Raw genomic sequence first — 23,582 nt, 5'->3', positions numbered from 1 at the left:
TGGGGTCTTTCAGCATAAGTGACTACGGTCAAGCTGCATTGGTTTGACGTTTGAGGTCTGCTTCGCAGTGCGTAAAACTAGGGCAGTGATATGAGTGATCTCTACTGGCAGAGCGACGATCAAATGACCAAACTTGAGCCTTCTTTTCCGAAATCCCACGGCGATCCTTGGATCGGTGATAAGCGCGTTCTTTCCGGAATTATCTTCACCAATCGCGATGGCTTGCGCTGGCGCGATGCCCCTTCGGGATACGGATTGCACAAGACCCTCTATAGCGTTGGAAGCGGTGGAGCGAGAAAGGTATCTTCGCACGAATGCTGCTCGAATTGGCGGATCGTGGGTTATGATGCGGATTGGTATCGTGAAGCGCTTGAAAACTGAGGTATCAAGCCCTGCATCCCATCGCGCGGGGCGCAAGGTTCCCAACCCATATGACGAGCCCCGCTATGAAAAAGGCCCGGTCTGGGGCAGGAATGCTTGACACTTGGGCCAATACTGCCTGACAGATGTATGCGGCCGGGTGAAGAAAACCCGTGGCATCGCGCCATTGATGCACGACGTTCCGCACTCCTTCTAATGTTCTTCGGTACACAAACATCTGGAAATCTGAGCGCTGCAAAGAAGCTGTATTAATCCCCTTGGACCTTATTTGTACGCCATAGGGTGAACAGACCCGCACCAACCACAATGCAGACGCCAAGTGCTACATTCAGTTTCAGTTTTTCGCCGAACACCGCGAGGCCCAGAATGGCTGCAAAGACCAGTTGCAGATAGGCGAAGGGCTGAACCGCGCTTGCCTCTGCCACCTCGTAGCATTTGATCAGCAGGTAATGCCCGCCAGCGCCTGTTACACACAGGATAGCCATCCAAACCCAGTCACTTGCTATCATAGGTTCCCAATACCACACACCGATCAGTGTCATCGTCACAGACCCCATCACGCCAGTCCAGAAAAAGCTGGTCGCCGTATTATCCTTTCGCGACACATAGCGGGTCAGAAGCGCGTAGATGGCAAACATCAGGGCAGATGCCAAAGCGATAAGCGCATAAGGTGAAAAGACGGCTATGCCGGGTTGCAGGATAATCAGGATGCCGACAAAACCTGCCGCGATTGCAGCCCAGCGCCGCCAGCCAACCGCCTCGCCCAAGACGGGGCCAGACAGGGCAGCCACCAGCAAGGGGTAGCACGCAAAAATCGCATGGCTTTCCACGAGACCAAGCAACGTGAAGGCCAGAACCATGATACAGACCTCCAATGCCAGTAAGACACCGCGAAATCCTTGCAACAGAGGTTGTGTTGTTGATGCCGCCGCCCGGATGCCACCCGCCTGACGTCCTGCCACGGCAATAACGAAGGCCGCAAAGAACCAGTAACGGATCATGACCACCATCAATACGTTATATTCTCCGGCCAGATGGCGCGAGATACCATCCTGCATGGCGAACACGAATGTCGTTGCTACCATCAGTTTGATGCCGAGTTTTGTATTATTGCCTGTCATGCAAGAACGCCCCGGCTCATATGGCGTTTGCGGCCAAAGCCCGGACATCTGGTCACTGCAAACCCGGCGTCACTTAAAGCGCGGCGGATATAGCCCGCCGCCGTATAGGTCGCGAATGTTCCACCGGGGTTCGTGTGATCTGCAACTTGGGCCAGTAGGTCAGCACCCCACATCTGCGGGTTTTTGGCCGGGGAAAAACCGTCCAGAAACCACGCGTCTGCCGATCCAATCCATTGCGGCAGCGTCTCTCGGACATCGCCAATAATGACCTCTGCCTGCAGATCATCTGTCTCAATGTGATAACTTCCGTTGGCCCAAGCCGTCAGCAAAGCATTACTGTCCAGTTCGGGGAACGCCGACAGGGCCACCTTCATATCGTCAAACCCCATTGGAAACGCCTCGAAACTGGTGAAGCGCAGTTTGCCACCCGCGTTGCTGGCCCGAAAGGCTTGCAGCGCAGTCAGCATATTCAGGCCAGTGCCAAATCCTAGTTCAGCAATATGAAACCCCGGCAGAAATCGGGCGGGTAGGTCGTTACCGTCCAGAAATACGTGCCGCGTCTCAGCCAACCCGTTATCAAGCGAGAAATACGGGTCATCAAACGCAAGGGACACGGGCACGACCCTGTCGCGCCATCCTACCTTTGCCTGCTGGTCGTCCATCGCCGATTGTCCTACATAGCCCGAACGCGACAATGATGACGGGGAAAGCACTTGTCCACGGTGGATGTGACAGTTTTTGGTGGCGGGATTTTTGGCCTATCGGTGGCATGGTCGCTATTATTGAAAGGTGCATCGGTACAGGTGGTGGAAAAATACGCTATCGGTGCCGGAGCCAGTGGTGGATTAGTGGGCGCGCTGGCGCCCCATATCCCCGAGAATTGGAATGACAAGAAACAGTTTCAGTTTGAAAGCCTGTCCATGTCCGAAAAATTCTGGCGCGGCGTGGAAGATGCCTCGGGCTTGCCCACCGGCTATGCCCGTTTAGGACGGCTGCAACCGATCCCGGATGCTCATGCGCTGACCTTGGCCCAAAATCGCGCTGGGGGGGCAAAAGCGCATTGGAAAGGATTGGCGGATTGGCGGGTCGAACCAACCGGTCAGTCGCACGGGTGGGAGCCCACCTCGCCCACAGGGCAGGTGATCCACGATACGCTCAGTGCGCGACTGCATCCACGTCAGGCCACTCAGGCGCTTGCCAAGGCGATCAGGGCAAAGGGTGGAGAAATTGTTCTGGGTGAGGCTGCAGCGCAAGGTATTACATTGCTTGCCACAGGGTATGAAGGGCTTATGAAGATGGCGTCCGACATGAACCAACCCGTTGGTAATGGCGTAAAGGGTCAGGCCTTGCTGCTGGCTTTTGATGCGCGGGACAAACCGCAGCTTTTTGCAGATGGGTTGCACGTTGTTCCCCATGGGGACGGGACCACGGCCATTGGGTCCACCAGTGAGCGGGAGTTTGATGACCCGCTCAGCACTGATGCTCAGCTTGATGATATCCATGCCCGTGTCGTGAAAGCTTTCCCGATCTTGCAAGATGCACCAGTGCTAGAGCGCTGGGCCGGTGTTCGCCCCCGCGCCAAAAGCCGTGCGCCCATGCTGGGGCACTATCCGGGCAGGCCAGATACATTCATTGCGAATGGTGGTTTCAAGATCGGCTTTGGCATGGCCCCTAAAGTTGGGCAAGTCATGGCCGAGCTTATCCTTGATGGCAAAGATATGATCCCCGAAAGTTTCCGTGTTCAGGCATCTTTGCGGTAGCTATTCCATCTTGATCGCGCCGGGTTCCACCGCCAGCATGTAACCCTTGCGCGCAATATTCTTGATCAGGAGTTCCGACATCATCTGATTACCCAAATGGTCGCGCAGACGTTTGATCCGTGTCGCACCAGACGCCTCATCACATTCAACCTCGGGTTTACCAGTAATCATCGCCTCGATCTCAAGACCGGATAGAATATCATCATCAAGCCGCGCTTCTGCCAGAACGGACAAGGTCTCCAACGCCGCAGCGGTCAGTTTGAACTCCATATCATTGATCTGAACCAGACGTTCCTCGCGCGAAAGGATCAGCGAAGATATCTGAATGCCGGTCTTTTCAATCTGTGACATGCGGCGGCTGAGCGTCACGAGAAAAACCACGAATACCAATGTGGCAATCAACAAGGCGCTGGCAAAAATCATCAACACGAAAATAATGAAGCGATATGACGCCAGCGTGTCCGAGAAAGCCGTACCGGATTGAGCCAGTATTTCAAGAAGGCGGATGTCCCCTTCGCCCGTCAAGGCATCATTCTCTATGAAGATCTGCTCGACCCTTGCGTTGAAAGCATTCGCATCTGGCAGGTTCATGAAAAGGACCAGTGCCGTTGCAATCAAAACAAGAACAATCGCGATCACGCCTATGACAATAACCTGTCCGGGTGATGTAATTTTAGAAACGGAGGAAATAGGACCCTGCACTTGTTTTCCTTCTTTCCAGACCGGTTTCATCAAAAACTGAAATAATGTTCAACAAGCTCCACCCGGCATTGGCAAGACGTTGGGCAATCACATTTGCTGCAGCCCGTCGTGATCCACAGGCATTATCAGGCAATTGCATAACACCATAATGCAGCCTCAGCGGGTCGTCCTGTTTTGCCTTGTAGTCAGCGTAGCAGGCAGCATGAGCGGGTGCGCTTAATAGCGTCAAGGCCACTATGATAATAGTAAGTGTATATTTCATGCGCACATGATTGGCGGTTGTCCGCCAGATATTCAATGTCGGATCGCTTGCTATTGGATAACAAACGCCCGTCATTGCCTAGCAAACGTGAGAGGACACATGTTTGACGCATGAAGTTCTCAATCCCCAAGCCACGGAGAGCACCCATGAGACGTATATTTATGTCAATCCTGCTAAGCGGCGTTCTGGCCGTAAGCACTCTGACCACCGCCGCCCCGGCGCGGGCAGATGAAGATGTTGGAAAAGTCATTGCCGGTATCGCTGGGCTTTATATTCTGAAGGAAAGTCTGAAAAATCGAAACCAGACCACGCGAAACGATAGTACGGTAATCATTGTACCGGGGCACCGGTACAGTCGGCATCAATACCGCCACCAGTATCGACAACCCCAGTTCAACTACATCATCCGCCCCGGAAATCGTAAGCAACGAAGCCACAGGGTTCGACCGCATCACGAGCAGCTTGTGAAGATTGCGCCTCAGCACTGTCTGTACGGTCAGTGGACCCATCGCGGTACGCGTCAGGTTTATGGTGCAAACTGTATGCGCAACAATGCGCAATACAGATTGCCTCAAACATGTCTACGTCAGGCCCGTGTAAACTCAGGTCCACGCAGGTTTTATGAAGCGCATTGTCTCCGCCAGCATGGGTGGCGTGCCTGAGCCTTTTTAAAACTGAGCAGTGGGATGGGGTGGCCTTTCGGGGCCGCCCCGTTTCTTTGCTTGCATCCGCAGTATGCTTCATGCCTTCTGGGTCTATGATCTCTGCCCCCGACTTTTCATTTGAAACAGCGCTCATGGCGAAGGGTCTGTCCGATATTGCCGGCGTGGATGAGGTCGGGCGTGGCCCGCTTGCAGGACCGGTTGTCGCGGCAGCAGTTGTACTGGACCCTGAAAATATTCCCGATGGGTTGAACGACTCCAAAAAGCTGAGCGCAAAGCGCCGCGAGGCGCTGTATGAGAAAATCATTGCAAGCGCGCGGATCAGTATTGCCGAAGCCAGCGTAGCAGAGATTGACCAGATCAATATCTACCATGCATCTCATCTTGCGATGTGTCGGGCCGTATCGGGGCTTGGGCAAAGGGTCGGCCATGTTCTGGTAGATGGCAATGCAATTCCGAAAGACATGACGCTACCTGCGAGCTGTATCATTAAGGGTGACGGCAAGTCTTTGTCGATTGCGGCGGCTTCGATCATTGCCAAAGTCACCCGAGACAGATTGATGGTGGATTTGGCGCAACAGCACCCCGGCTACGAATGGGACAAAAATGCGGGTTATCCGACCAAGCGTCACATTTCTGCACTAAGCGAGATCGGTATTACCCCACATCATCGTGTTTCATTCAGGCCCGTCCACAATATCTTGTATCAAGGATGATTTATAAGGTATTGAAATAAAAAGAATTTGACGCGGAATCCTCTTTGACTCATCCTAAGTGCAACAAGATACAAAGCGCATAAGCGCAGCTTTTGGGGCAAGAATGGGAAAGATAACGAAGGTGGCAGCCGCAGCGCTTCCACTGAATACGATACTTGACGGCGACTGTATTGAAGCGATGAACAGCCTGCCAGAGGCGTCTATTGATCTGATATTTGCAGACCCGCCTTATAACCTGCAGCTGCGCGGTGATCTGCATCGCCCGGACAATTCCAAGGTGGATGCAGTTGACGATGCCTGGGATCAATTCGCCAGCTTCAAGGTATATGATGACTTCACCCAAAAATGGTTGGACGCAGCGCGGCGATTGCTGAAGCCCAACGGTGCGATCTGGGTTATTGGCAGCTATCACAACATCTTCCGCGTTGGCTCGGCCATGCAAAATGCGGGTTTCTGGATGCTGAATGATGTGGTTTGGCGCAAGTCAAATCCAATGCCAAATTTCCGTGGCAAACGCTTTACCAATGCTCATGAAACACTGATCTGGGCGTCGAAATCCGAAAACAGCAAATACACCTTCAATTACGAGGCATTGAAAGCTTTGAATGAAGGGGTGCAGATGCGGTCAGACTGGGTTCTGCCGATTTGCACAGGGCATGAACGGTTAAAGAATGAAGATGGCGACAAGGCCCATCCGACCCAGAAACCGGAAAGCCTTCTGCACCGCGTATTGGTCGCAACAACCAATCCGGGCGATATCGTGCTGGACCCGTTCTTTGGCACTGGTACGACCGGCGCTGTTGCCAAAAAATTGGGGCGCGATTTTATCGGGATCGAACGGGAAGAAGCTTATCGCAAAGTTGCTGAAAAACGGCTGAAATCCGTGCGCAAGTTTGACCGATCCTCGCTTGAAGTAACGCAATCCAAACGTGCTGAGCCCCGTGTTGCCTTTGGTCAACTGGTTGAGCGTGGGATGCTTTCCCCCGGGGAACAACTTTGGTCCCTGAACGGGCGTCACAAGGCCAAAGTGCGCGCTGATGGCACATTGATTGGCGATGATGTGAAGGGCTCAATCCACCAGGTCGGCGCTGCGCTGGAAGGCGCACCCAGTTGCAATGGCTGGACCTATTGGTGCTTCAAGCGCGATGGGCAGAAAGTTCCGATTGATTTGCTGCGCCAACAGATCCGCGCCGAGATGAATTAGATATATACAGTTACCGCCTGTGCCTGTGGCCTAACCACAGCACATAACTGCCCCGCCCTTACCAAAGTGGCGGGGCTTTTTTATGTGGACGAATGTCAACTCCGCTAGGACTTCTGTTTTCGCAGTGGGATCGTCTGAAGCCTACGGAGATGCTTCCCAGCAAGTTCCACGATTTCCAGAGACCTGATTTTTCCAACTAGTGGGAAAGCTCCAATTTTCGATGGGTCCGATTTTTCCACAACCGGTTGCTCGACATTGGTCGCAACGGTCATGTGCGGGCGAAATGGGTGATCAGGATGCAGTTCATGCCGATGGGGACCGTCGTAGAGTTGTCCATGTAATTTACTCAATGTTTGCCCACCCATCGAGGCAAGCAAAAGTAGTTTATATGCTTTTTCAAAGGGATCGTATGTGACTTCATATGTGGAGAACTCTGCTACAAACTCGGTTACTTGCTCAGCAACACTTTCACAGAGCGACAGGAATTTTGATCTCTGCACGTTCCTCAAACCGAAGACCAATGTTACGTGGGGCTGAACGAGTTCAGCCCTTTCTGGTTCATGTTCAGACCGAAATTGCGCAATCCTGTCAGCAACGCCCGCCTCAAATTCCGGATATGTCAGCACATAAATCATGCCGTAACGGTCGGCTATCTGACTTTGGAGTTCAATAGTATTTGCCTTTACACAGCCGCTGCCGTTCGAAAGGCTCGAACGCTGCCGGCTCTGAGATCAAAACAATACTGTTCACCGGCCTTGCGTAAGTCTTTTCTTATTCATGCCTATCTGATTGAGAGGTCACCAAGTACCGTTTTCGGTACGCGCCGGTTGATGGGGATGGTGGTTCCAGCGCCAAACGCCAAAGCTTGATTGCGAGCTTGCGGGCAACGGCAACAATGGCCTTCTGCCCGATCCCATGCTTCGCAAAATGTCGATTGTACAGTTCCTTGGCTTCCGGGTCGCGCCAAGTCCATTGCCATGCCGCTTCCACCAGAATGCCGCGCAGGCGCTTCTGGCCAACCGGCCTGATTCTGGCGTGGGCAGCGCTGTCGCCACTTTGGCTGACGACAGGGGCCAGACCGAGATATGAAGTCACCTCCTCTGGTCTGTTGAACCGCTCTGGCGAGAACAGTTCGGCCAGAAAGTTGGAGGCGGCTGTCTCCCCCACTCCGACGATGGATATCAGCCGCTCAAAGGGTACAGAATACATTTGCTTGGTTGCAGTCCGGATCTCCGCACGCAGCATTTTGTCTTCCGACAGCAGAAACAGGTACTCGCGCACCATTGAGGCAAACGCAATGTGATGCTGAGGCGGCAAATCCAGCGCAGTTAGGTCGGCGGATGCCGCTAGTGACCACTTCTGGATGCTGTGCGGTTCATCAATACCAGACGCCAGTAGAAAGCACTTGATCTTCTGTTTGATCTTGCCCCGGCTTTCCGTGATCCTTTTGCGCCGTCGTACTAAGGCACGATAGCCCTCTTGTTCAACGGTCAGGACTGCAATGGGGCGAAGCAAACCACGGGCATAGTAGGTTGCCAGCTTCACCGCATCCAAGCGGATGAAGTGGATGGCTCCTGCTCCACCCGGCGTCGCAATGCGCCATAATGCAGGTGTCGAAATCTGCTTTTGAGAGGAGCCACCCAATGCAAGTAAAAACCATAGGACTGGATCTGGCCAAGAATGTTTTTCAGGTTCACGGAGTTTCTGTGACTGGCGACAAGGTCTTCAACAAGAAGATCAAACGCGCAAAACTGTTAGAGTTCTTTGAGGGCCTACCGCCTTGTGTGGTCGGTATGGAAGCCTGCGGTTCGGCCCATCATTGGGGCCGTGAACTTCGCAAGTTAGGGCACGATGTCCGTTTGATGCCAGCAACTTACGTCAAGCCATATGTCAAACGCGGAAAGACCGACGCAGTGGATGCAGAGGCAATCTGCGAAGCGGTTGGCCGCCCGACGATGAGATTTGTTGAGATCAAGACCGAAGACCAGCCAGCTCTTTTGACCGCCCACCGCACGCGCGAACTCATCGTCCGCCAGAGAACCCAGGTCTCAAACATGATACGGGGGATGCTGCGTGAGTTTGGCTATGTTCTCCCAACCGGGGTTGAGGCTGTGGCCCGCTTTTCCAAAAGCCACCTGGACGGTGATCAACCTAAAATTCCCGAACTGGCGAACGGGGTTCTCGGCACCTTGTGTTATCAACTCCTTGGGCTCAGCGCCCGAATTGAAGGCTTTTCCAAGTTGATCGAGAGCCATGCTCGGCGAGATGCCAACGCACGCCGACTGATGCAGGTGCCTGGGATTGGTCCAATTACGGCGTCGGCCATCGTGGCGACCGTCGGCGACGCCAAACAGTTCAAAACCGGACGAGATCTGGCCGCTTGGCTGGGCTTAACCCCGCTCAACAAGTCCAGTGGCGGCAAAGAGAGGCTTGGGCGGATTACCAAGAAAGGTGATCATTACCTCAGGAAACTTCTTATCGTTGGCATGACATCGCGCGCATTGATGGCAAAACTCCATCCCGAGAAAGTCGATATCTGGACAGCGAGGATGCTCGCTGGAAAGCCGGTTCGACTTGCAACAGTTGCCATGGCAAACAAAACCGCGCGCGTGATCTGGGCAATGTTGACGAGACAGGAGAATTACCGGCAGCCGGTCACCTGATCGGGACACCTGCCAGAGATGCAAGGCGCATGACGTGATGATGCGGACTAAGTCAACCAAGAGCGAGGACACTCCGGGAATGACGTTGGCCCTCGAAGGCCGTGAAGCCGATTGGAACCTCGCTTGCGGAAATCATCAAGGCCAGTGGCAGATCACCACATGAACAGGCCGGACAGACGACTGTACTGATTAAACGCCGCAATAAACGTCAAAAATGTCTTGCAATGCAGGAGCCATCCACAGACGGTCAATCACGGCTGATCCGAGAAAATATCCAAAGCTGTATTCACTAATGGCAATCAAGAAAACGTCTGCAATAGGTACTTCAAGGACCTTGCGACAAAGCGCAGCATTCTACAGTTTGGGCTCTTTTAAGACCTTTGCCGCGATCCGCTTGAAGGTCAGCTTTGACCGATTTTTTAGAAATTGGATCAGTGTTGTGATGTGAAGGTCAAAGTTATCTGACGTTCGACATTCCTGCAGTTTCTCGGCACAGCGGATTCCAGGCCAGAGCCGTTCGGCGTTTAGGTCAAGACTGTTTGACGGACCGGCGCTCATGAACACTGGAAAAGGAAGATCACGCCAGAAATGCCAGACATTTGCCAGATATGATCAACCGGATCATAGCACAGCCTGGGCAATAATCATCACAACCCCGGCGCTGATGACATATCCGAAATCAACCGCCATGGCGTAGTTGGATTTTTTACAAAACCCTCCGTTTGAGACCACGAAGAGACCCGCCGCGAAAATCGCAAATATTGCCGTGATCAGCGCGTTCGCTGTGGCGGTAAGACCTACAACGATACTCAGCGCAAGCAGAGCCAACATTTGCGCCGCCATCGCAAAGGCAGGCATTTTGTCCGCCGTATTCATCTCTACGCCAGAGCCTTCGGCCCATTTCTTGCCAAACAGGATCGGGGAATAGACCAGCCACCCCAGCAAGAAGGCAGCAATCGTCCCGACAATCACCGCCAGCCAATTCAAATTTGAAAATTCCATATCAGTCGCTCCCGGTTGTTCCCGGCAGCTATTCTACAAGATTTTCAAAAAACCACGACCTTCCCATGTCAAACCAATTGATTTGACGCGGTCGACCCCCTTACAATTCACCCCATGCTGATGCACTCTGCGTATCACTCACCGAAAGGACAGCTATGCAAGGGCTAAGCATCGGGCGGGTTCAATCGCCGCGTATCATTCGTATCGGGGGCGGCGTCGCCGCAGAGACGGCAGAGGTTTTGCAGCAGCTTGGTTTGTCACGTCCGCTGATTGTGACCGATAAAAACCTGGCTTCGCTTGGTCATGTCACGACTGTCACTGATGTGCTGGATCAGGCTGGGCTGGCTTGGGTGTTGTTTGACGGCGTTGTCGAGGATCCAACGGATACATGCGTTGATGCGGGGCTTGCAGTTTTGGCAGGCAGCGATTGCGATTGCATCATCGGTCTAGGGGGCGGCAGTCCTATGGATACGGCCAAGGCGGTCTCGTTCGTGGCGGTCAACAAAGGCCATGTGCGCGACTACAAGGCGCCAGTGCAGATTGATCATTGTGGCTTGCCGTTGATTCTGATCCCCACGACAGGCGGCACCGGGTCCGAGTTGACACGCTGGTGCGTGATCACAGACACGGATCGGGTCGAGAAATACAACCTGTCCGGTCTGGCCTGTGTGGCGACAGCCGCGCTGATCGACTGGACTTTCACTGTGACCAAACCATGGCGGATCACGGCTGACACTGCCGTCGATAGCCTGACCCACGCCATTGAAGCCTATGTTAGCCGCCGCGCTTTTGCCTATACCGACGCTTTCGCCCTGTCGGCTATGCCACTGATTGCAGATAACGTGCGCGATGCCTGTTCTGATCCCGAAAACGGCACGGCGCGCGAGGCATTGATGCTAGCCGCATCACAGGCAGGCATGGCGTTCTCAAACGCTTCTGTCGCGTTAGTGCATGGGATGAGCCGCCCCATCGGCGCGCATTTTCATGTGGCCCATGGGCTCTCCAACGCGATGCTTTTACCTGCTGTCACGGCATTTTCCGTGGATCACGCCCCTGACCGCTATGCGACTTGCGCGCGGGTCATGGGGTGGGCCGCGACGTCTGACAGCGATACGGTCGCTTGCGGCAAACTGGTCGATGGTCTGCGCAAGCTCAACGAAGACCTAAAGGTTCCGATGATGGGTGAGCAAGGCCATGACAAAGCACAGTTCTTCGAGGCGCGGCAGGTGATGGCCGAGCAGGCCCTTGCCTCTGGCTCGCCCCAGAACAATCCGAAAGTGCCTACAGTAGAAGAGATCATTGGGCTTTACGGTGAGGTTTGGTAGCACGGGCGCACCAACACTTACCCGCGCTTGCCAAATATCAGACCCGAGAGATGCTGCAGGCCTTCCCAACAGCGTTGCTGGCGGATCGTGCGGTCATCGCTTTTCTTGGGGATTTCGCCCCAATCTGTCAGAATCTGCATAGGTAGCATGACCTGCACCCCAGCATCATGCTGCCATTCTGGCCCATAGCCTGCAAAGAAATCGTTCATGTCTTTCTGAAACCAGTCAGATCCTTTGGCATCCTGCCCATCGGGGAAGAAATACCTGCCGAGTCGAACGAAGAACCTTGCCAAATCATGCCCAATCGGTTCCGTTCGGGCGTCACGAAAATCAAGGCCGTAGATGGTTTTGGGACTGATGATCAGGTTATGCAGATTTAGATCGCCATGCATCGCAGCGGCGCGCGCAGGCTGGCCGCGCCGGGTTTCGGCCAGATCGATTGCCTGTTCGCTGTAGCGCAGAAAGCGTGAACGCCCGGGCACGTCCAGATGCCTGCCTTTGACCCGTGTGCGCATGGATTGAATGTAGTTTATCATGGTGGTCGGGTTCAAAGTCGCAGGCTCACGCTCTGACCGGCTGTGGAACAGGCCAATCCATTCCCCTGATCTGCGCAGAAGTGTTGCCCGCTTTTCAGTCGAGGACCCCAACAGAAGATGATCATGCAGCTTCTTTCCCGGTGCGCATTTCATCAAAACGCACTGCGTCGCCTGATCAACGGCCAAGAGCTGTGGCACCTGAAACGCGTCTTGGCCAGCCATCAGATCAAACGCCCGTTGGTGGCCTTTAGTATTCTCAATGAAACCCTCTGGGCTGTCTGGTCTGAATTCCTGTTTGAAGATCAGATCGGGCAAGTCGCGGGCTTTCAGGCGTAAAACAATGCGAGGCATTCCCAATTGCATCTGGGCTTTCAATATCTCAACCGCATATCGACCTGATGGCAGGTCAAGCTCTGCCGCAATACGCAGCCAAGAACGGTTCGCCCGTTCGACAAACTGGGTGACATCGGTTTCGGTCATTGGATCATTATGGCGTATGAACCCGCTTGGTTGCGTTTTTTGCAAATTGGCGTAAACCGCCGGGGATGACAAATCCGCCGAAATCGCCCCCCAAGTCTCACGGTCGTCTGTCGATGAGCGCATCATTGCAACCGCGTGATCTGATGGCTGAGACCCCGCGCTTGAAAGGCGCGTGGACAGCGAAGGTGATTACGTTGTTTCCCGAAGCTTTTCCGGGTGTGCTGGGGGTGTCTTTGACTGGCAAAGCCCTTCAGGAAGGCCTGTGGGCGCTTCAAACTATCGACCTGCGCCCGTTTGGGGTTGGCAAACACCGGAATGTGGATGACACGCCCTATGGTGGCGGTGCAGGTATGGTGTTGCGCCCGGATGTGGTGGCAGCAGCGCTGGATCAGGCCGCTATTGGCGAGGGGGATCACGCAAAATGGCCGCTGGTCTACCTGTCCCCAAGGGGACAGCCGTTTTCGCAAGCGATGGCAAAAAACTGGGCGCAGGCGGACGGAATCACGATGCTTTGTGGTCGCTTCGAGGGCGTGGACCAACGTGTGCTTGATCATTACGGGATCGAAGAAGTGTCATTGGGGGATTTCGTTCTGACCGGTGGTGAGATCGCGGCGCAGGCGATGATTGATGCGACAGTGCGCCTGCTACCTTCGGTGTTGGGCAATGCGGCATCGATTGAGGATGAAAGCTTCTCAGACGGGCTGCTGGAGCATCCCCAGTATACTCGACCCGCGGATTGGCGCGGGATGACGGTGCCAGAGGTTCTGACCTCGGGCGATCACGGCAAGGTGGATAAATGGCGGCAAGACATGTCAGAGGCCTTAACGCAAGCGCAGCGGCCGGATTTGTGGGAGGCCTGGAAGAAGCGAAACCGGTGATGGATGGCATAGAACAAACCCTTATTGATGCCAAACCCACTTGATCCAAATCCCGATCCCTCCTATACCCCGTCAATCTGGAATCAGAATACTGACCGGAGCCTTTGTTTTATTGAACATCTGATGCGCTTTCTTCGGTGCGATGGGCGGATGAAAAGCAACGGCAGCCAAAGCAACGACGACCTGATCTCTGGCGGGCACTGCGGTGGACCCGGAAGAAGACCAAGAGCTCTGAGGACGCGAGAAACATTCACCGGGCAAACCGGGATCATATGAAGGAGCGCGTCAGATGGACCTGATCGCACAATTGGAAGCGGAACAAATCGCCGCTTTGGGGAAAGACATCCCCGATTTCAAAGCGGGTGACACCATCCGCGTCGGTTACAAAGTAACCGAAGGCACCCGGAGCCGGGTTCAGAATTACGAAGGCGTCTGTATCGCACGCAACAATGGCACTGGCATTGCTGGCAGCTTCTGTGTGCGCAAGATTTCCTTCGGTGAAGGTGTGGAACGTGTCTTCCCGCTACACTCTACCAATATCGACAGCATCACTGTTGTGCGCCGGGGCCGTGTGCGCCGCGCCAAGCTGTATTACCTGCGGTCACGTCGTGGTAAGTCCGCGCGTATTGCAGAAGTTACGAATTACAAAGCCCCTAAATCCAAAGGCGCAGCGTCATGAAAAAAGATACACATCCCGAATACCACATCATCAATGTCAAAATGACCAATGGCGATGTCGTTCAGATGAAATCCACATGGGGCGCCGAGGGCGACCAGTTGGCTCTGGACATTGACCCGTCCGTACATCCGGCATGGACTGGTGGTAACCAGAAGCTGATGGATACGGGCGGTCGCGTCTCGAAGTTCAAAAACAAGTACGAAGGCTTGGGCTTTTAAGATTTTTAAAAGACAATCTTTTTCGAATTTGGAAACGCCACCCTGTCAAAGGGTGGCGTTTTTTATAAAGCACCATAATAACTGAGTATCTGCCGCTTTCCCGAAATAGACACTATTCCGCAGAAAAATGGTCGATAGCCAATCGACCGCTTCCCCTCGCAAGAGAGCCGCTCTATAGTCTAATGGCTTCCGCAGAGAGAGCATGACACAGGGTGAAGGACGGGAATGGCCGCGCATATTATTGTTTTTGGCAATGAAAAAGGTGGATCAGGTAAATCCACCAATTGCATGCATGTGACAACGGCCCTTGTACGTATGGGGTTTACGGTCGGTGCGCTTGATCTGGACCTGCGGCAACGCAGCTTTTCGCGCTACTGTGAAAACAGGGCCGAATACGCCACGAAGAACAAATTGAAGCTGGCGATTCCCAAGATTGTTGACTTGCCCGAAATCGACAAGGCCGACCTTGCCCCGGGTGAAAATATGTATGACCGCCGCCTGTCCGAAGCTGTTGCCAGCATGGAAGGCAAGTTTGATTTCATCGTCATCGATTGTCCTGGATCGCACACGCGTCTAAGCCAGGTTGCACATTCGCTGGGCGATACGTTGATCACGCCGTTGAATGATAGCTTCATTGATTTTGACCTTTTGGCCCGGTTAGAGCCTGAAACACAGGAAATCCTTGGGCCATCAGTCTATGCCGAGATGGTGTGGCAGGCGCGTCAGTTGCGGTCTCAGGCAGGTTTGACGCCCATTGACTGGATTGTCGTGCGTAACCGCGTTGGTACCCAGCGGATGCACAACAAGAAGAAGATCACCGACGCGGTGGAGCGTCTGGCAAAACGCATTGGCTTCCGCGTAGCGCCGGGATTTTCCGAGCGCGTTATTTTCCGCGAACTCTTCCCCCGTGGCCTGACCCTGTTGGATCTTGGGGATGTCGGGGTGAAAAATCTCAACATTTCAAATGTCGCTGCACGTCAGGAAGTGCGGGAGCTTATGAAAGCGTTGAACTTGCCGGGCGTAACGGTCGATTTCTGAGTAGTAGAGTCTAACCACCTGTAAGTGTGGGATGACATGATACTTTCAACATCTGCGTTGAAGTGGCCCGTTATCCGTATGATCCGATCTTGGGCGCACCCTGTTCAATCAGCATAAGCCTTCAGGGCGGCTTGAATGCCATCGTCCCAGATCAATTTCAGCCAGTGGGAAAACGCATCAGAAAAACGCGGGTGATCTGCCAGGTCGCCGTAGGTATGACGCATTTCGAGCCAGGCAAGTGGTCGTGATTTCGCGCGCAATGCCGTGTCTGACAGGTGATCCCAAAACGGATCATTTGGGTCAATCACCGTGCCGTCTTCGCGGGTTCCAGCGCACATCCGCGCCCAGAGTGCTTCGACAAGGGCTAATCCTTCGACCGACCCCCCGGTAGCCAAGGCATCACGCAGAATTGGCAGGACAAAGCCGGGATGCCGTGACGACCCATCAAAGGCAACACGGCGCGTGGTGTCCCGAATTTTGGGGTTCGCAAATCGTCTTTCGATCAAGGCGAGGTAGTCTAGCGGGGCCATCCCATCCACTGCATCAACATGGGGCAGAAATTCTTTGGTCTGAACCTTGTGAAAGAACGCGGCGACAGTTGGATCGGCCATGCAATCGGCGATTGTTTCCAGGCCCAAGACTTCGCCCGCATTGGCCAATACTTGATGACCGGCATTCAGGATGCGGATCTTCATACTCTCATAGGCATGTACATTGTCAGTTATCGTGGCACCGGCCTGTTCCCAAGGCGGGCGACCTGCGCAAAACTGATCTTCGATGACCCATTGGCGGTAGTTTTCATGGGTCACGGGCGCGGCGTCCTCAATTCCCAGATTTCGGACAAAGGACAGCTCGGCTTCGCCTGTTGCGGGAACAATGCAGTCAACCATTGCATTGGGGAAACACGCGGTCCCGTCGATCCATTGCGCAAGATCGGGATCTATCAATCGCGCCAAACCCACGATGGTACGCCGCAAAACATCACCGTTGTTTTGAAGGTTGTCGCAGCATTGCCCTGTAAAAGGCGGATGCCCGGCATCCCGTCTTACGCGGTACGCCGCGATCATGGCGCCAAATGCCGTGACGGGGCGGTCGGGGTTCGCAATGTCATGCACAATGTCAGGGTGGTCGACATCAAGGCCCCCTGCCTCTGATTGGTAATAGCCGCCTTCGGTAACTGTCAGAGATACGATCCGGATACGCGGGTCGGACATTGCAGCGATCAGCGGTGCATTTTCGGGGTGAATCTCGACAAAACCAATCATTGATCCGATGACCTCGACCGAGGCACTGTCTGGGTCCAATTCAATGAGTGTGGTCAGGTAGTCCTGTTGCACCAGACGATCCCGCATCACCGCATCGCCTGACCGCACCCCCGCACCGATGATGGCCCAGTCATACGCCAGGCCCTGCTGCATGAGCCTATGCAAATACCACGCCTGATGGGCACGGTGGAAGTTGCCCAAACCTATGTGGACGATCCCTGGCGTCAGTTTTGAACGGTCGTAGGACGGGGTCGATACACCGCTTGGTAGATCGGCAAGTATTGCATTAGACAGCTTTACCCGGAGTTTGTCGTCTGTTTGATATGTCATCAGCTCATCCAGTTTCCGCCATCGACGTTGTAGGTCTGAGCCACGATGTAAGCAGCGTCATCACTTGCCAGGAAGACCGCCATACCGGTCAGGTCTTCTGCCCGCCCCATCCGTCCAAAGGGGACAGCCTCACCAACCTCTTTCCTCTTTTGTCCCGGGGCCTTGCCTTCGTATTTTGCGAAGAAGGCATCGACGCCGTCCCAATGTTCACCATCAACAACGCCGGGCGCGATGGCATTCACGTTGATGCCGTGCTGGATCAGGTTCAGCCCAGCCGATTGGGTCAATGAGATGACGGCCGCCTTGCTGGCGCAATAGACCGCGACAAGGCTTTCCCCTCTGCGCCCGGCTTGAGACGCCATGTTAATGATGCGGCCCTTTACGCCTTTCGCAATCATGTGTTTGGCAACCGCCTGCATCATAAAAAGCGTGCCGCCAACGTTGAGATCAAAGACGCGGGCATAGTCGTCCCGTGTTATGTCGCTGATCGGGGCTGCCGAGAAGATTGCCGCATTGTTGATCAGGATATCAATCTGACCAAAGGCCTCTATTGTGGTCGCCACGCCCGCATCAATGCTGGCCTGATCGGCCACATCCATTTGCACAGCAATAGCGCCTTCGCCAATTTCCAAGGCGGCGACCTTGGCACCTGCCTCATCGATATCCGCAATCGCGACCCGTGCGCCTTCGGCCACATAGGCCTTGGCAAAGGCCAACCCGATGCCACGTGCTGCTCCGGTAATTAGTGCAGATTTTCCAGCCAGTCTGCTCAATCTATCCGCAGCCCCTCGGCATCAAAACGGTGAATTTCATTCGCCCGTGGGGTCAAGTGGATCGTATCGCCGTGCTTGAGGCTGACATCGCCAATGGCGCGCACGGTCAGCATCTCTGCCAGACCTGTATTGTGGATATGAAAGAACGTGTCAGAGCCAAGATGTTCGGCCACGCCAACGGTGCCCTGCCACTGCCCACCGCTCTCGACAACGTCGATGTGTTCAGGACGAACGCCAATGGTATGAGCATTATGTTTTGTCGCTTCATCGCCCGTTATCAGGTTCATTTTAGGCGACCCTATGAACCCTGCAACGAAGGTGTTGCGCGGGGTGCGATACAGCTCAAGCGGCGTGCCGACCTGCTCGATCACACCGGCCTGTAGCACGACGATTTTATCCGCCATGGTCATCGCCTCGACCTGATCATGGGTCACATAGACCATCGTGGTCTCTAAGCGTTTATGCAGCTCGCTGATCTCGAGACGCATACCGACGCGCAACGCAGCGTCGAGGTTCGACAATGGCTCGTCAAACAGGAACGCCGCCGGTTCACGGACAATCGCGCGGCCAATGGCGACCCGCTGACGCTGACCGCCGGAAAGTTGCCCGGGGCGACGGTCCAGATAATCGGTCAAGTTCAACACGGATGCGGCACTCTCAACCCGCTTGTTGATCTCGGCCTGATCCAGTTTGGCCATTCGCAATGGGAAGGCGATGTTTTTGCGCACTGACATATGCGGATAGAGCGCATAAGACTGGAACACCATCGCAAGGCCGCGTTTGGCGGGCACTACATCTGTGGCGTCCTTGCCGTCGATCTCGATATGGCCGGTCGTGATATCCTCAAGCCCTGCGATCAAACGCAGAAGGGTGGATTTGCCACAGCCTGACGGGCCGACGAAGACGGTAAATTCGCCATCCTGAATGGTGAGGTCCAGCGGAGGAATGACCTGCACATCGCCGAAGCTCTTTGTCACCTGTTTGAGTTGGATTTGTCCCATTGATCAGGTTCCTTATTTCACAGCGCCAAACGTCAGGCCGCGGACAAGTTGTTTCTGGCTAAACCAGCCAAGGATGAGGATTGGTGCAATCGCCATGGTCGAAGCCGCGCTAAGTTTCGCGAAGAACAGTCCCTCGGGGCTGGAATAGCTGGCGATAAACGCCGTCAGCGGGGCTGCGTTGGCCGCCGTCAGGTTCAGCGTCCAGAAGGCTTCGTTCCACGCGAGGATGAAGTTGAGAAGAATGGTGGACGCGATGCCAGGGATAGCCATTGGCGTCAGCACATAAAGAATTTCTTCCTTTAGCGTGGCACCATCCATTCGGGCGGCTTCCAAAATCTCGCCGGGAATTTCCTTGAAATAGGTGTAGAGCATCCAGACAATAATCGGCAGGTTGATCAACATCAGCACAACCATCAGGCCGCCGCGGGTGTCGAGCAGTTTGTATTCTACGAAGATCAAAGAGATCGGGTAAAGCACGCCGACTGCAGGCAGCATCTTGGTCGAAAGCATCCACAGTAGAATGTCCTTGGTCCGCTTGGACGGCACGAAGGCCATGGACCACGCAGCCGGGATCGCCACAAGGATGCCAAGTATTGTAGACCCACCGGCAAGAATGACCGAATTCCAAAGGAATTTCATGTAATCAGACCGGTTTTGCACGACTGCGTAGTTCTCCAGTGTCCAGTCAAAGGCGAAGAACAAGGGTGGGTTGTTGATCGCCTGTGCCTCGGTCTTGAAGCTGGTCAGGATCGTCCAGTAGATCGGAAAGAAGATGATCAAACCGATTGTCCATGCGGCGGCGGTGGTGATGATCTTGCGTTGTGTTGTGACAGCACGTGCCATGTGATCTATCCCCTCATGCGTCCAGGTTCTTGCCGACGATGCGCATCAGGAAGATGGCAACGATATTGGCAAGTATGATGGCGTAGACACCGCCCGCAGACCCCAGCCCGATGTTTTGACTGTCGATAACCCGCTGGAAAATCAGGTAGGTCAGAGTGCGGGTGCCGAACGCTCCGCCGGTGGTCACGAATATCTCTGCGAAGATCGAAAGAAGAAAGATCGTCTGGATCAGGATCACGATTGTGATGGCCCGCGCCAAATGCGGCAGCACAATGTACCAGAACCGTTTGAGCGCAGGCGCGCCATCCATTTCGGCGGCTTCCAGTTGTTCGCTGTCCAGCGACTGGATTGCTGTCAACAGAATGAGGGTCGCGAATGGCAGCCACTGCCAAGACACGATTATAACGATAGAACTGAGCGACGCGTCTTGCAGCCAAGCCACGGGTTCGGCTCCGACGAACCGCCAAAGATGTGCGAAGATGCCATTCACCGGGTCCATCAGCATGTTTTTCCAAACCAGCGCAGACACGGTAGGCATCACAAAGAACGGTGCGATCACAAGGATGCGGACGACACCTTGGCCCCACATCGGTTGATCCAGCAGCATCGCCAAAAGGATGCCCAGCACCACGGTGATGATCAGTACGCCCCCCACCATCACAAGGGTTGTTTGTACCGATGGCCAGAAAGAACTGGACGAAATGAACCGGCTATAGTTCGTAAAACCAACCCAATCGAGGCCACGCTCAATGCTGTCGCCCCGCAGCGGCAGGTATTTCGTGAACGAAAACCACAGCGTCATGATCAGGGGCACCAGCATCCAACCCAAAAGCAGGACCACGGCAGGTGCCATCATGATGCGGGCGGCGGATCTGGATGCTTTGGTAGCCATTGGATGGTCCTCTCCTGTGGACGGGCGTGCCGTCTGAGATGGTATCAAAGGTCATTAAGTCTGTCGTGGTGTCAGGGGGCGATGACTGCCTCGCCCCCTGACGGGAGGAGCTTAGCGGTAGCCAGCTGCTTCCATGGCTTCGTTTGTAATCGCCTGAGCTTTCTCAAGCGCCTCTTCGATGCTCTGCTGACCCGCGTAAGCGGCAGAGAATTCCTGACTTACTTCGGTCGCAATGCCTGCAAACTCTGGGATTGCTGCAAACTGAATGCCAACATATGGGCTCGGCTCGACCGTCGAGTCGGTTGGGTCAGCGGACAAGATCGAATCCAGCGTCATCTTGGCGAACGGAACCGCCTGATACTCTGGGTTCTCATAAAGAGATGTCCGTGCGCCCGGAGGTACATTGGCCCAGCCTTCATTTTCAGCAACCAGTTCGATATATCCAGTGGATGTTGCCCACTCAATGAACTGCTTGGCTTCTGCTTCCTGTTGCGTACCCGCCGGGATTGCCAACGCCCATGCCCACAGCCAGTTGGAGCGTTTGCCAAGGCCCGTGTCAGGTGCCAGTGCAAAGCCTACGCTGTCAGCGACGGTGGAGTCGGTGGGGTTGGTTACGAAGCTTGCGGCAACTGTTGCGTCGATCCACATGCCGCATTTGCCCTGTTGGAACAGGGACAGGTTTTCGTTGAAACCGTTGGTTGCATAGCCAGCCGGGCCAGAGGCATCCATCATGTCTTTATAGAAGTTCAGCGTATTGGCCCACTGTTCCGTATCGAACTGCGCGTTCCACTCCATGTCGAACCAACGTGCACCAAAGGAGTTGGACATCGCGGTGATGAATGCACCACCTTCGCCCCAACCAGCCTTACCGCGCAAGCAGATGCCGTTGATCTCGTTGTCGCGGTCGGTCATTGCTGCGGCCGCCTCAGCGATAAATTCCCAAGTAGGGGCGTCTGGCATCTCTAGACCTGCAGCTTCCATCAGGTCCGTGCGGTACATGATCATGGAGCTTTCGCCGTAGAACGGGGCTGCATAAAGAGTACCCTCATGGGACAGACCACCTGCCATTGCGGGCAGAATATCGTCAACGTCATATTCCGCGGATAGATCGTCCAACGGGACCAACCAACCGTTGGAGCCCCAGATCGGAGTTTCGTACATGCCGATAGTCATGATGTCGAACGCACCACCTTTGGTGGTGATGTCAGTCGTGACACGCTGGCGCAGCACGTTTTCTTCCAGTGTCACCCACTCGACGGCAATGCCTGTCTCTTCGGTGAATTTGTCGGTGTAGCCTTGCATGCGGATCATGTCGCCGTTGTTTACGGTGGCTATAGTGATCGTCGCGGAATGGCCGTCTGCGAATGCACTACCTGCTGTAATCAACGAAAGTGCAGTCGCAGCACAAAGTGTGCTTTTCAAAGACATCCGGTTTCCTCCCTAGTTGGATGTTACACCCAAGGCTAGCCGGATACGCGACGCGGCGTCAATAAAAAATTTACGCGCGTAAATTTTTGACCTTCATGCAGAGTCACGCAAGATCAGCTTCCCTTCCAATCGCGTGCTTTTCCAAGGAGATACCTGCCCCTCAATGGCCGTAAAAAGGGTATCAGCCGCAGTCTGGGATACTGCATCGTAGTTGTGAGAAATCGTGGTTAAGGGCGGGCAAGTGTAGCGCGAATGCGGATGTCCGTCCTGTCCCGCAACCCGAATCGCGCAGTCATCACCACGCCCGACACGGACGCCCTGCTCGTAGCAGGCAGTCAGCAAACCTATCGCCAAGCGGTCGTTACTGCATAGGATCGTATTGGTCGAAAATCGCCCCTGTTCCAGCGCGTCGTGCCCCCCAAACGTCCAATTTCCTCAAACCCCCAGCCTTCACCGTCAACCGAGATGACGTATGGCGTATGGCCAAAGGCTTCCATCGCATTGAGATAACTTTGACGGCGGCGGTGCGCGTTTGGGTTTGCAGGTGTTTTCATCTCGAAAAAGCAGGGTGGTTCCCCCGTCCGGCACAGATAGTCGGTTATATGGGCTGTGAATTGAAAGTTGTCAGACCCCACAAATGCCAAGCCAATTTCGTCAACGCTACTGTCAAAGATCAAAGTGGGCACATCTGCACAAAACTTTTCCAGTGCCCGCAGATCCGATGCGCGCCCCAAGGGTGCCAACAGCACACCCGCGGGTTTTAGCGACCGCAATGTATCGAGAACCTCGACCTCCAACGCTGGATCCCCATGAGAGCTAAACAGCGTCGGACGATACCCTGCGGCAATACATCTTTGTTCAAGGTTCCGCGCGATCTCTGCAAAATAGGGATCCGACAATAGTGGCACCACAACTCCAACATTTTTTGTCAGTTTTCGGTTCTGGTTCATGGCATAGATGTTGGGCCGATAATCATGTAGCTCCAACGCAGCTTCGATACGGGTGCGCGTACTGGGCCTGACACTGCTTGGATCGTTGAAATACTTCGACACTGTCGGACGGGATATGCCACTAACGCGAGCAAACTCTTCCATGTTTCGAATTTTCTTACCCGTCATCTTTGTCCGCTCCGCCATCTTTACGCGCCAAACTTAAAGTTTCTGCAGTGATATATTTTCTTGTCGCGCGCAAAAAATCAACTTTTCATTGTGAGTTCTGGATTTCGTTCGCCCGGTCCTGTGTTTTTGCCACTGCCGATAAAAATTCAAATGTCGCCTGAACGCCGACGCCCGCACGATCACACGCGAAGAACATGAAGGAAGACGCAGGCAATGGCTGCTCTGTCTCCGAAGCCGAGGTTGCGATAAGGGGTAGTAATCGAAGTCGGTCTGACCGATTTGCCGCAAGTGCAAAACAACAGATT

24 protein-coding genes and 2 pseudogenes are annotated in these 23,582 nt (G+C 54.3%); 10 read left to right on the top strand and 16 right to left on the bottom strand.

From position 1 onward, the window contains the following. Window positions 1-90: 90 nt before the first annotated feature. A pseudogene (locus ACZ1HF_RS12170) lies at window positions 91-332 on the top strand (transposase); the annotation flags it as partial. A 297-nt stretch (window positions 333-629) separates the two neighbouring features. Here the strand turns inward: ACZ1HF_RS12170 and ACZ1HF_RS12165 are convergent. Together ACZ1HF_RS12165 and mnmC2 are read right to left on the bottom strand one after the other, a co-directional pair. Next, window positions 630-1,502 carry a DMT family transporter gene (locus ACZ1HF_RS12165; protein ID WP_472657761.1) on the bottom strand — a complete coding sequence of 291 codons (873 nt, stop codon included), beginning with the start codon at window positions 1,500-1,502 and terminating at the stop codon, window positions 630-632. After that, the gene (gene mnmC2, locus ACZ1HF_RS12160; protein WP_472657760.1) at window positions 1,499-2,164 is read right to left on the bottom strand and encodes a tRNA (5-methylaminomethyl-2-thiouridine)(34)-methyltransferase MnmC2; all 666 of its coding nucleotides are present in this window, start codon (window positions 2,162-2,164) and stop codon (window positions 1,499-1,501) included. Before mnmC2 ends, ACZ1HF_RS12165 begins: the two co-directional genes overlap by 4 nt. A gap of 51 nt (window positions 2,165-2,215) precedes the next feature. Here mnmC2 and ACZ1HF_RS12155 point away from each other — a divergent pair, with 51 nt between their 5' ends. After that, window positions 2,216-3,262: an NAD(P)/FAD-dependent oxidoreductase gene (locus ACZ1HF_RS12155; RefSeq protein ID WP_472657759.1), complete on the top strand. Its 1,047-nt coding sequence runs from the start codon at window positions 2,216-2,218 to the stop codon at window positions 3,260-3,262. On the opposite strand, the gene ACZ1HF_RS12150 is transcribed toward ACZ1HF_RS12155, so the two are convergent. The 3 genes from ACZ1HF_RS12150 to ACZ1HF_RS12140 all read right to left on the bottom strand — a co-directional run bounded on the left by ACZ1HF_RS12150 (window position 3,263) and on the right by ACZ1HF_RS12140 (window position 4,786). Further along, window positions 3,263-3,964, bottom strand: coding sequence for a winged helix-turn-helix domain-containing protein (locus ACZ1HF_RS12150; protein WP_472657758.1), 702 nt, complete (start codon window positions 3,962-3,964; stop codon window positions 3,263-3,265). Then, window positions 3,936-4,226, bottom strand: coding sequence for a hypothetical protein (locus ACZ1HF_RS12145; protein ID WP_472657757.1), 291 nt, complete (start codon window positions 4,224-4,226; stop codon window positions 3,936-3,938). Before ACZ1HF_RS12145 ends, ACZ1HF_RS12150 begins: the two co-directional genes overlap by 29 nt. A gap of 173 nt (window positions 4,227-4,399) precedes the next feature. Continuing rightward, entirely contained in the window at window positions 4,400-4,786 is a 387-nt protein-coding gene (locus ACZ1HF_RS12140) for a hypothetical protein (RefSeq protein ID WP_472657756.1), read from the bottom strand. Between the two features lie 182 nt (window positions 4,787-4,968). Here ACZ1HF_RS12140 and ACZ1HF_RS12135 point away from each other — a divergent pair, with 182 nt between their 5' ends. Further along, window positions 4,969-5,604, top strand: a complete 636-nt coding sequence (locus ACZ1HF_RS12135; RefSeq protein WP_472657755.1) for a ribonuclease HII — start codon at window positions 4,969-4,971, stop codon at window positions 5,602-5,604. Between the two features lie 103 nt (window positions 5,605-5,707). Then, a complete protein-coding gene (locus ACZ1HF_RS12130) occupies window positions 5,708-6,808 on the top strand; it encodes a DNA methyltransferase (protein WP_472657754.1) in 1,101 nt (366 codons plus the stop codon). 104 nt (window positions 6,809-6,912) lie between these two features. On the opposite strand, the gene ACZ1HF_RS12125 is transcribed toward ACZ1HF_RS12130, so the two are convergent. After that, window positions 6,913-7,443 (bottom strand): 2'-5' RNA ligase family protein, encoded by a 531-nt coding sequence (locus ACZ1HF_RS12125; RefSeq protein WP_472657753.1) that lies wholly within the window; start codon window positions 7,441-7,443, stop codon window positions 6,913-6,915. 136 nt (window positions 7,444-7,579) lie between these two features. Then, the gene (locus tag ACZ1HF_RS12120; protein WP_472657752.1) at window positions 7,580-8,452 is read right to left on the bottom strand and encodes an IS110 family RNA-guided transposase; all 873 of its coding nucleotides are present in this window, start codon (window positions 8,450-8,452) and stop codon (window positions 7,580-7,582) included. Between ACZ1HF_RS12120 and ACZ1HF_RS12115 the strand changes: the two genes are divergently transcribed. After that, on the top strand, window positions 8,452-9,471 hold the full coding sequence (locus tag ACZ1HF_RS12115; protein ID WP_472655593.1) for an IS110 family RNA-guided transposase: 1,020 nt from the start codon (window positions 8,452-8,454) through the stop codon (window positions 9,469-9,471). The genes ACZ1HF_RS12120 and ACZ1HF_RS12115 overlap by 1 nt on opposite strands. 621 nt (window positions 9,472-10,092) lie before the next feature. On the opposite strand, the gene ACZ1HF_RS12110 is transcribed toward ACZ1HF_RS12115, so the two are convergent. Further along, window positions 10,093-10,473 carry a DUF1761 family protein gene (locus ACZ1HF_RS12110; protein ID WP_472657751.1) on the bottom strand — a complete coding sequence of 127 codons (381 nt, stop codon included), beginning with the start codon at window positions 10,471-10,473 and terminating at the stop codon, window positions 10,093-10,095. A 155-nt stretch (window positions 10,474-10,628) separates the two neighbouring features. Here ACZ1HF_RS12110 and ACZ1HF_RS12105 point away from each other — a divergent pair, with 155 nt between their 5' ends. Next, window positions 10,629-11,798 carry an iron-containing alcohol dehydrogenase gene (locus tag ACZ1HF_RS12105; protein ID WP_472657750.1) on the top strand — a complete coding sequence of 390 codons (1,170 nt, stop codon included), beginning with the start codon at window positions 10,629-10,631 and terminating at the stop codon, window positions 11,796-11,798. 17 nt (window positions 11,799-11,815) lie between these two features. Here ACZ1HF_RS12105 and ACZ1HF_RS12100 read toward each other — a convergent pair whose 3' ends face one another. Further along, window positions 11,816-12,940 (bottom strand): phosphotransferase, encoded by a 1,125-nt coding sequence (locus ACZ1HF_RS12100; protein WP_472657749.1) that lies wholly within the window; start codon window positions 12,938-12,940, stop codon window positions 11,816-11,818. On the opposite strand from ACZ1HF_RS12100, the gene trmD reads away from it, so the two are divergent. The 4 genes from trmD (at window position 12,880) to ACZ1HF_RS12080 (ending at window position 15,627) form a co-directional block, all read left to right on the top strand. After that, entirely contained in the window at window positions 12,880-13,692 is an 813-nt protein-coding gene (gene trmD / locus ACZ1HF_RS12095; protein WP_472657748.1) for a tRNA (guanosine(37)-N1)-methyltransferase TrmD, read from the top strand. The genes ACZ1HF_RS12100 and trmD overlap by 61 nt on opposite strands. Before the next feature lie 289 nt (window positions 13,693-13,981). Then, a complete protein-coding gene (gene rplS / locus ACZ1HF_RS12090; protein WP_472657747.1) occupies window positions 13,982-14,371 on the top strand; it encodes a 50S ribosomal protein L19 in 390 nt (129 codons plus the stop codon). Next, the gene (gene rpmE / locus ACZ1HF_RS12085) at window positions 14,368-14,589 is read left to right on the top strand and encodes a 50S ribosomal protein L31 (RefSeq protein ID WP_472657746.1); all 222 of its coding nucleotides are present in this window, start codon (window positions 14,368-14,370) and stop codon (window positions 14,587-14,589) included. Before rplS ends, rpmE begins: the two co-directional genes overlap by 4 nt. Before the next feature lie 225 nt (window positions 14,590-14,814). Beyond that, window positions 14,815-15,627, top strand: coding sequence for a division plane positioning ATPase MipZ (locus ACZ1HF_RS12080; protein ID WP_472657745.1), 813 nt, complete (start codon window positions 14,815-14,817; stop codon window positions 15,625-15,627). A 104-nt stretch (window positions 15,628-15,731) separates the two neighbouring features. Here ACZ1HF_RS12080 and ACZ1HF_RS12075 read toward each other — a convergent pair whose 3' ends face one another. The 7 genes and pseudogenes from ACZ1HF_RS12075 to ACZ1HF_RS12045 all read right to left on the bottom strand — a co-directional run bounded on the left by ACZ1HF_RS12075 (window position 15,732) and on the right by ACZ1HF_RS12045 (window position 23,277). Beyond that, on the bottom strand, window positions 15,732-17,222 hold the full coding sequence (locus ACZ1HF_RS12075; protein WP_472657744.1) for a mannitol dehydrogenase family protein: 1,491 nt from the start codon (window positions 17,220-17,222) through the stop codon (window positions 15,732-15,734). Further along, on the bottom strand, window positions 17,222-17,995 hold the full coding sequence (locus tag ACZ1HF_RS12070; protein ID WP_472657743.1) for an L-iditol 2-dehydrogenase: 774 nt from the start codon (window positions 17,993-17,995) through the stop codon (window positions 17,222-17,224). Before ACZ1HF_RS12070 ends, ACZ1HF_RS12075 begins: the two co-directional genes overlap by 1 nt. Continuing rightward, window positions 17,992-18,996, bottom strand: a complete 1,005-nt coding sequence (locus ACZ1HF_RS12065) for an ABC transporter ATP-binding protein (protein ID WP_472657742.1) — start codon at window positions 18,994-18,996, stop codon at window positions 17,992-17,994. Before ACZ1HF_RS12065 ends, ACZ1HF_RS12070 begins: the two co-directional genes overlap by 4 nt. 12 nt (window positions 18,997-19,008) lie before the next feature. Continuing rightward, window positions 19,009-19,839 carry a carbohydrate ABC transporter permease gene (locus ACZ1HF_RS12060; protein WP_472657741.1) on the bottom strand — a complete coding sequence of 277 codons (831 nt, stop codon included), beginning with the start codon at window positions 19,837-19,839 and terminating at the stop codon, window positions 19,009-19,011. A gap of 13 nt (window positions 19,840-19,852) precedes the next feature. Continuing rightward, on the bottom strand, window positions 19,853-20,731 hold the full coding sequence (locus ACZ1HF_RS12055; RefSeq protein WP_472657740.1) for a carbohydrate ABC transporter permease: 879 nt from the start codon (window positions 20,729-20,731) through the stop codon (window positions 19,853-19,855). Window positions 20,732-20,842: 111 nt separating this feature from the next. Then, complete coding sequence (locus tag ACZ1HF_RS12050) at window positions 20,843-22,159, bottom strand: ABC transporter substrate-binding protein (protein WP_472657739.1); 1,317 nt, start codon at window positions 22,157-22,159, stop codon at window positions 20,843-20,845. 93 nt (window positions 22,160-22,252) lie between these two features. Then, window positions 22,253-23,277: pseudogene (locus ACZ1HF_RS12045) on the bottom strand (LacI family DNA-binding transcriptional regulator). Window positions 23,278-23,582 lie beyond the last annotated feature (305 nt).

The organism is Litoreibacter sp. GN1-5 (genome assembly GCF_055693805.1).
The sequence above is the reverse complement of the archived record's forward strand: the minus strand, read 5'-3'. Positions and strand labels throughout refer to the sequence as shown.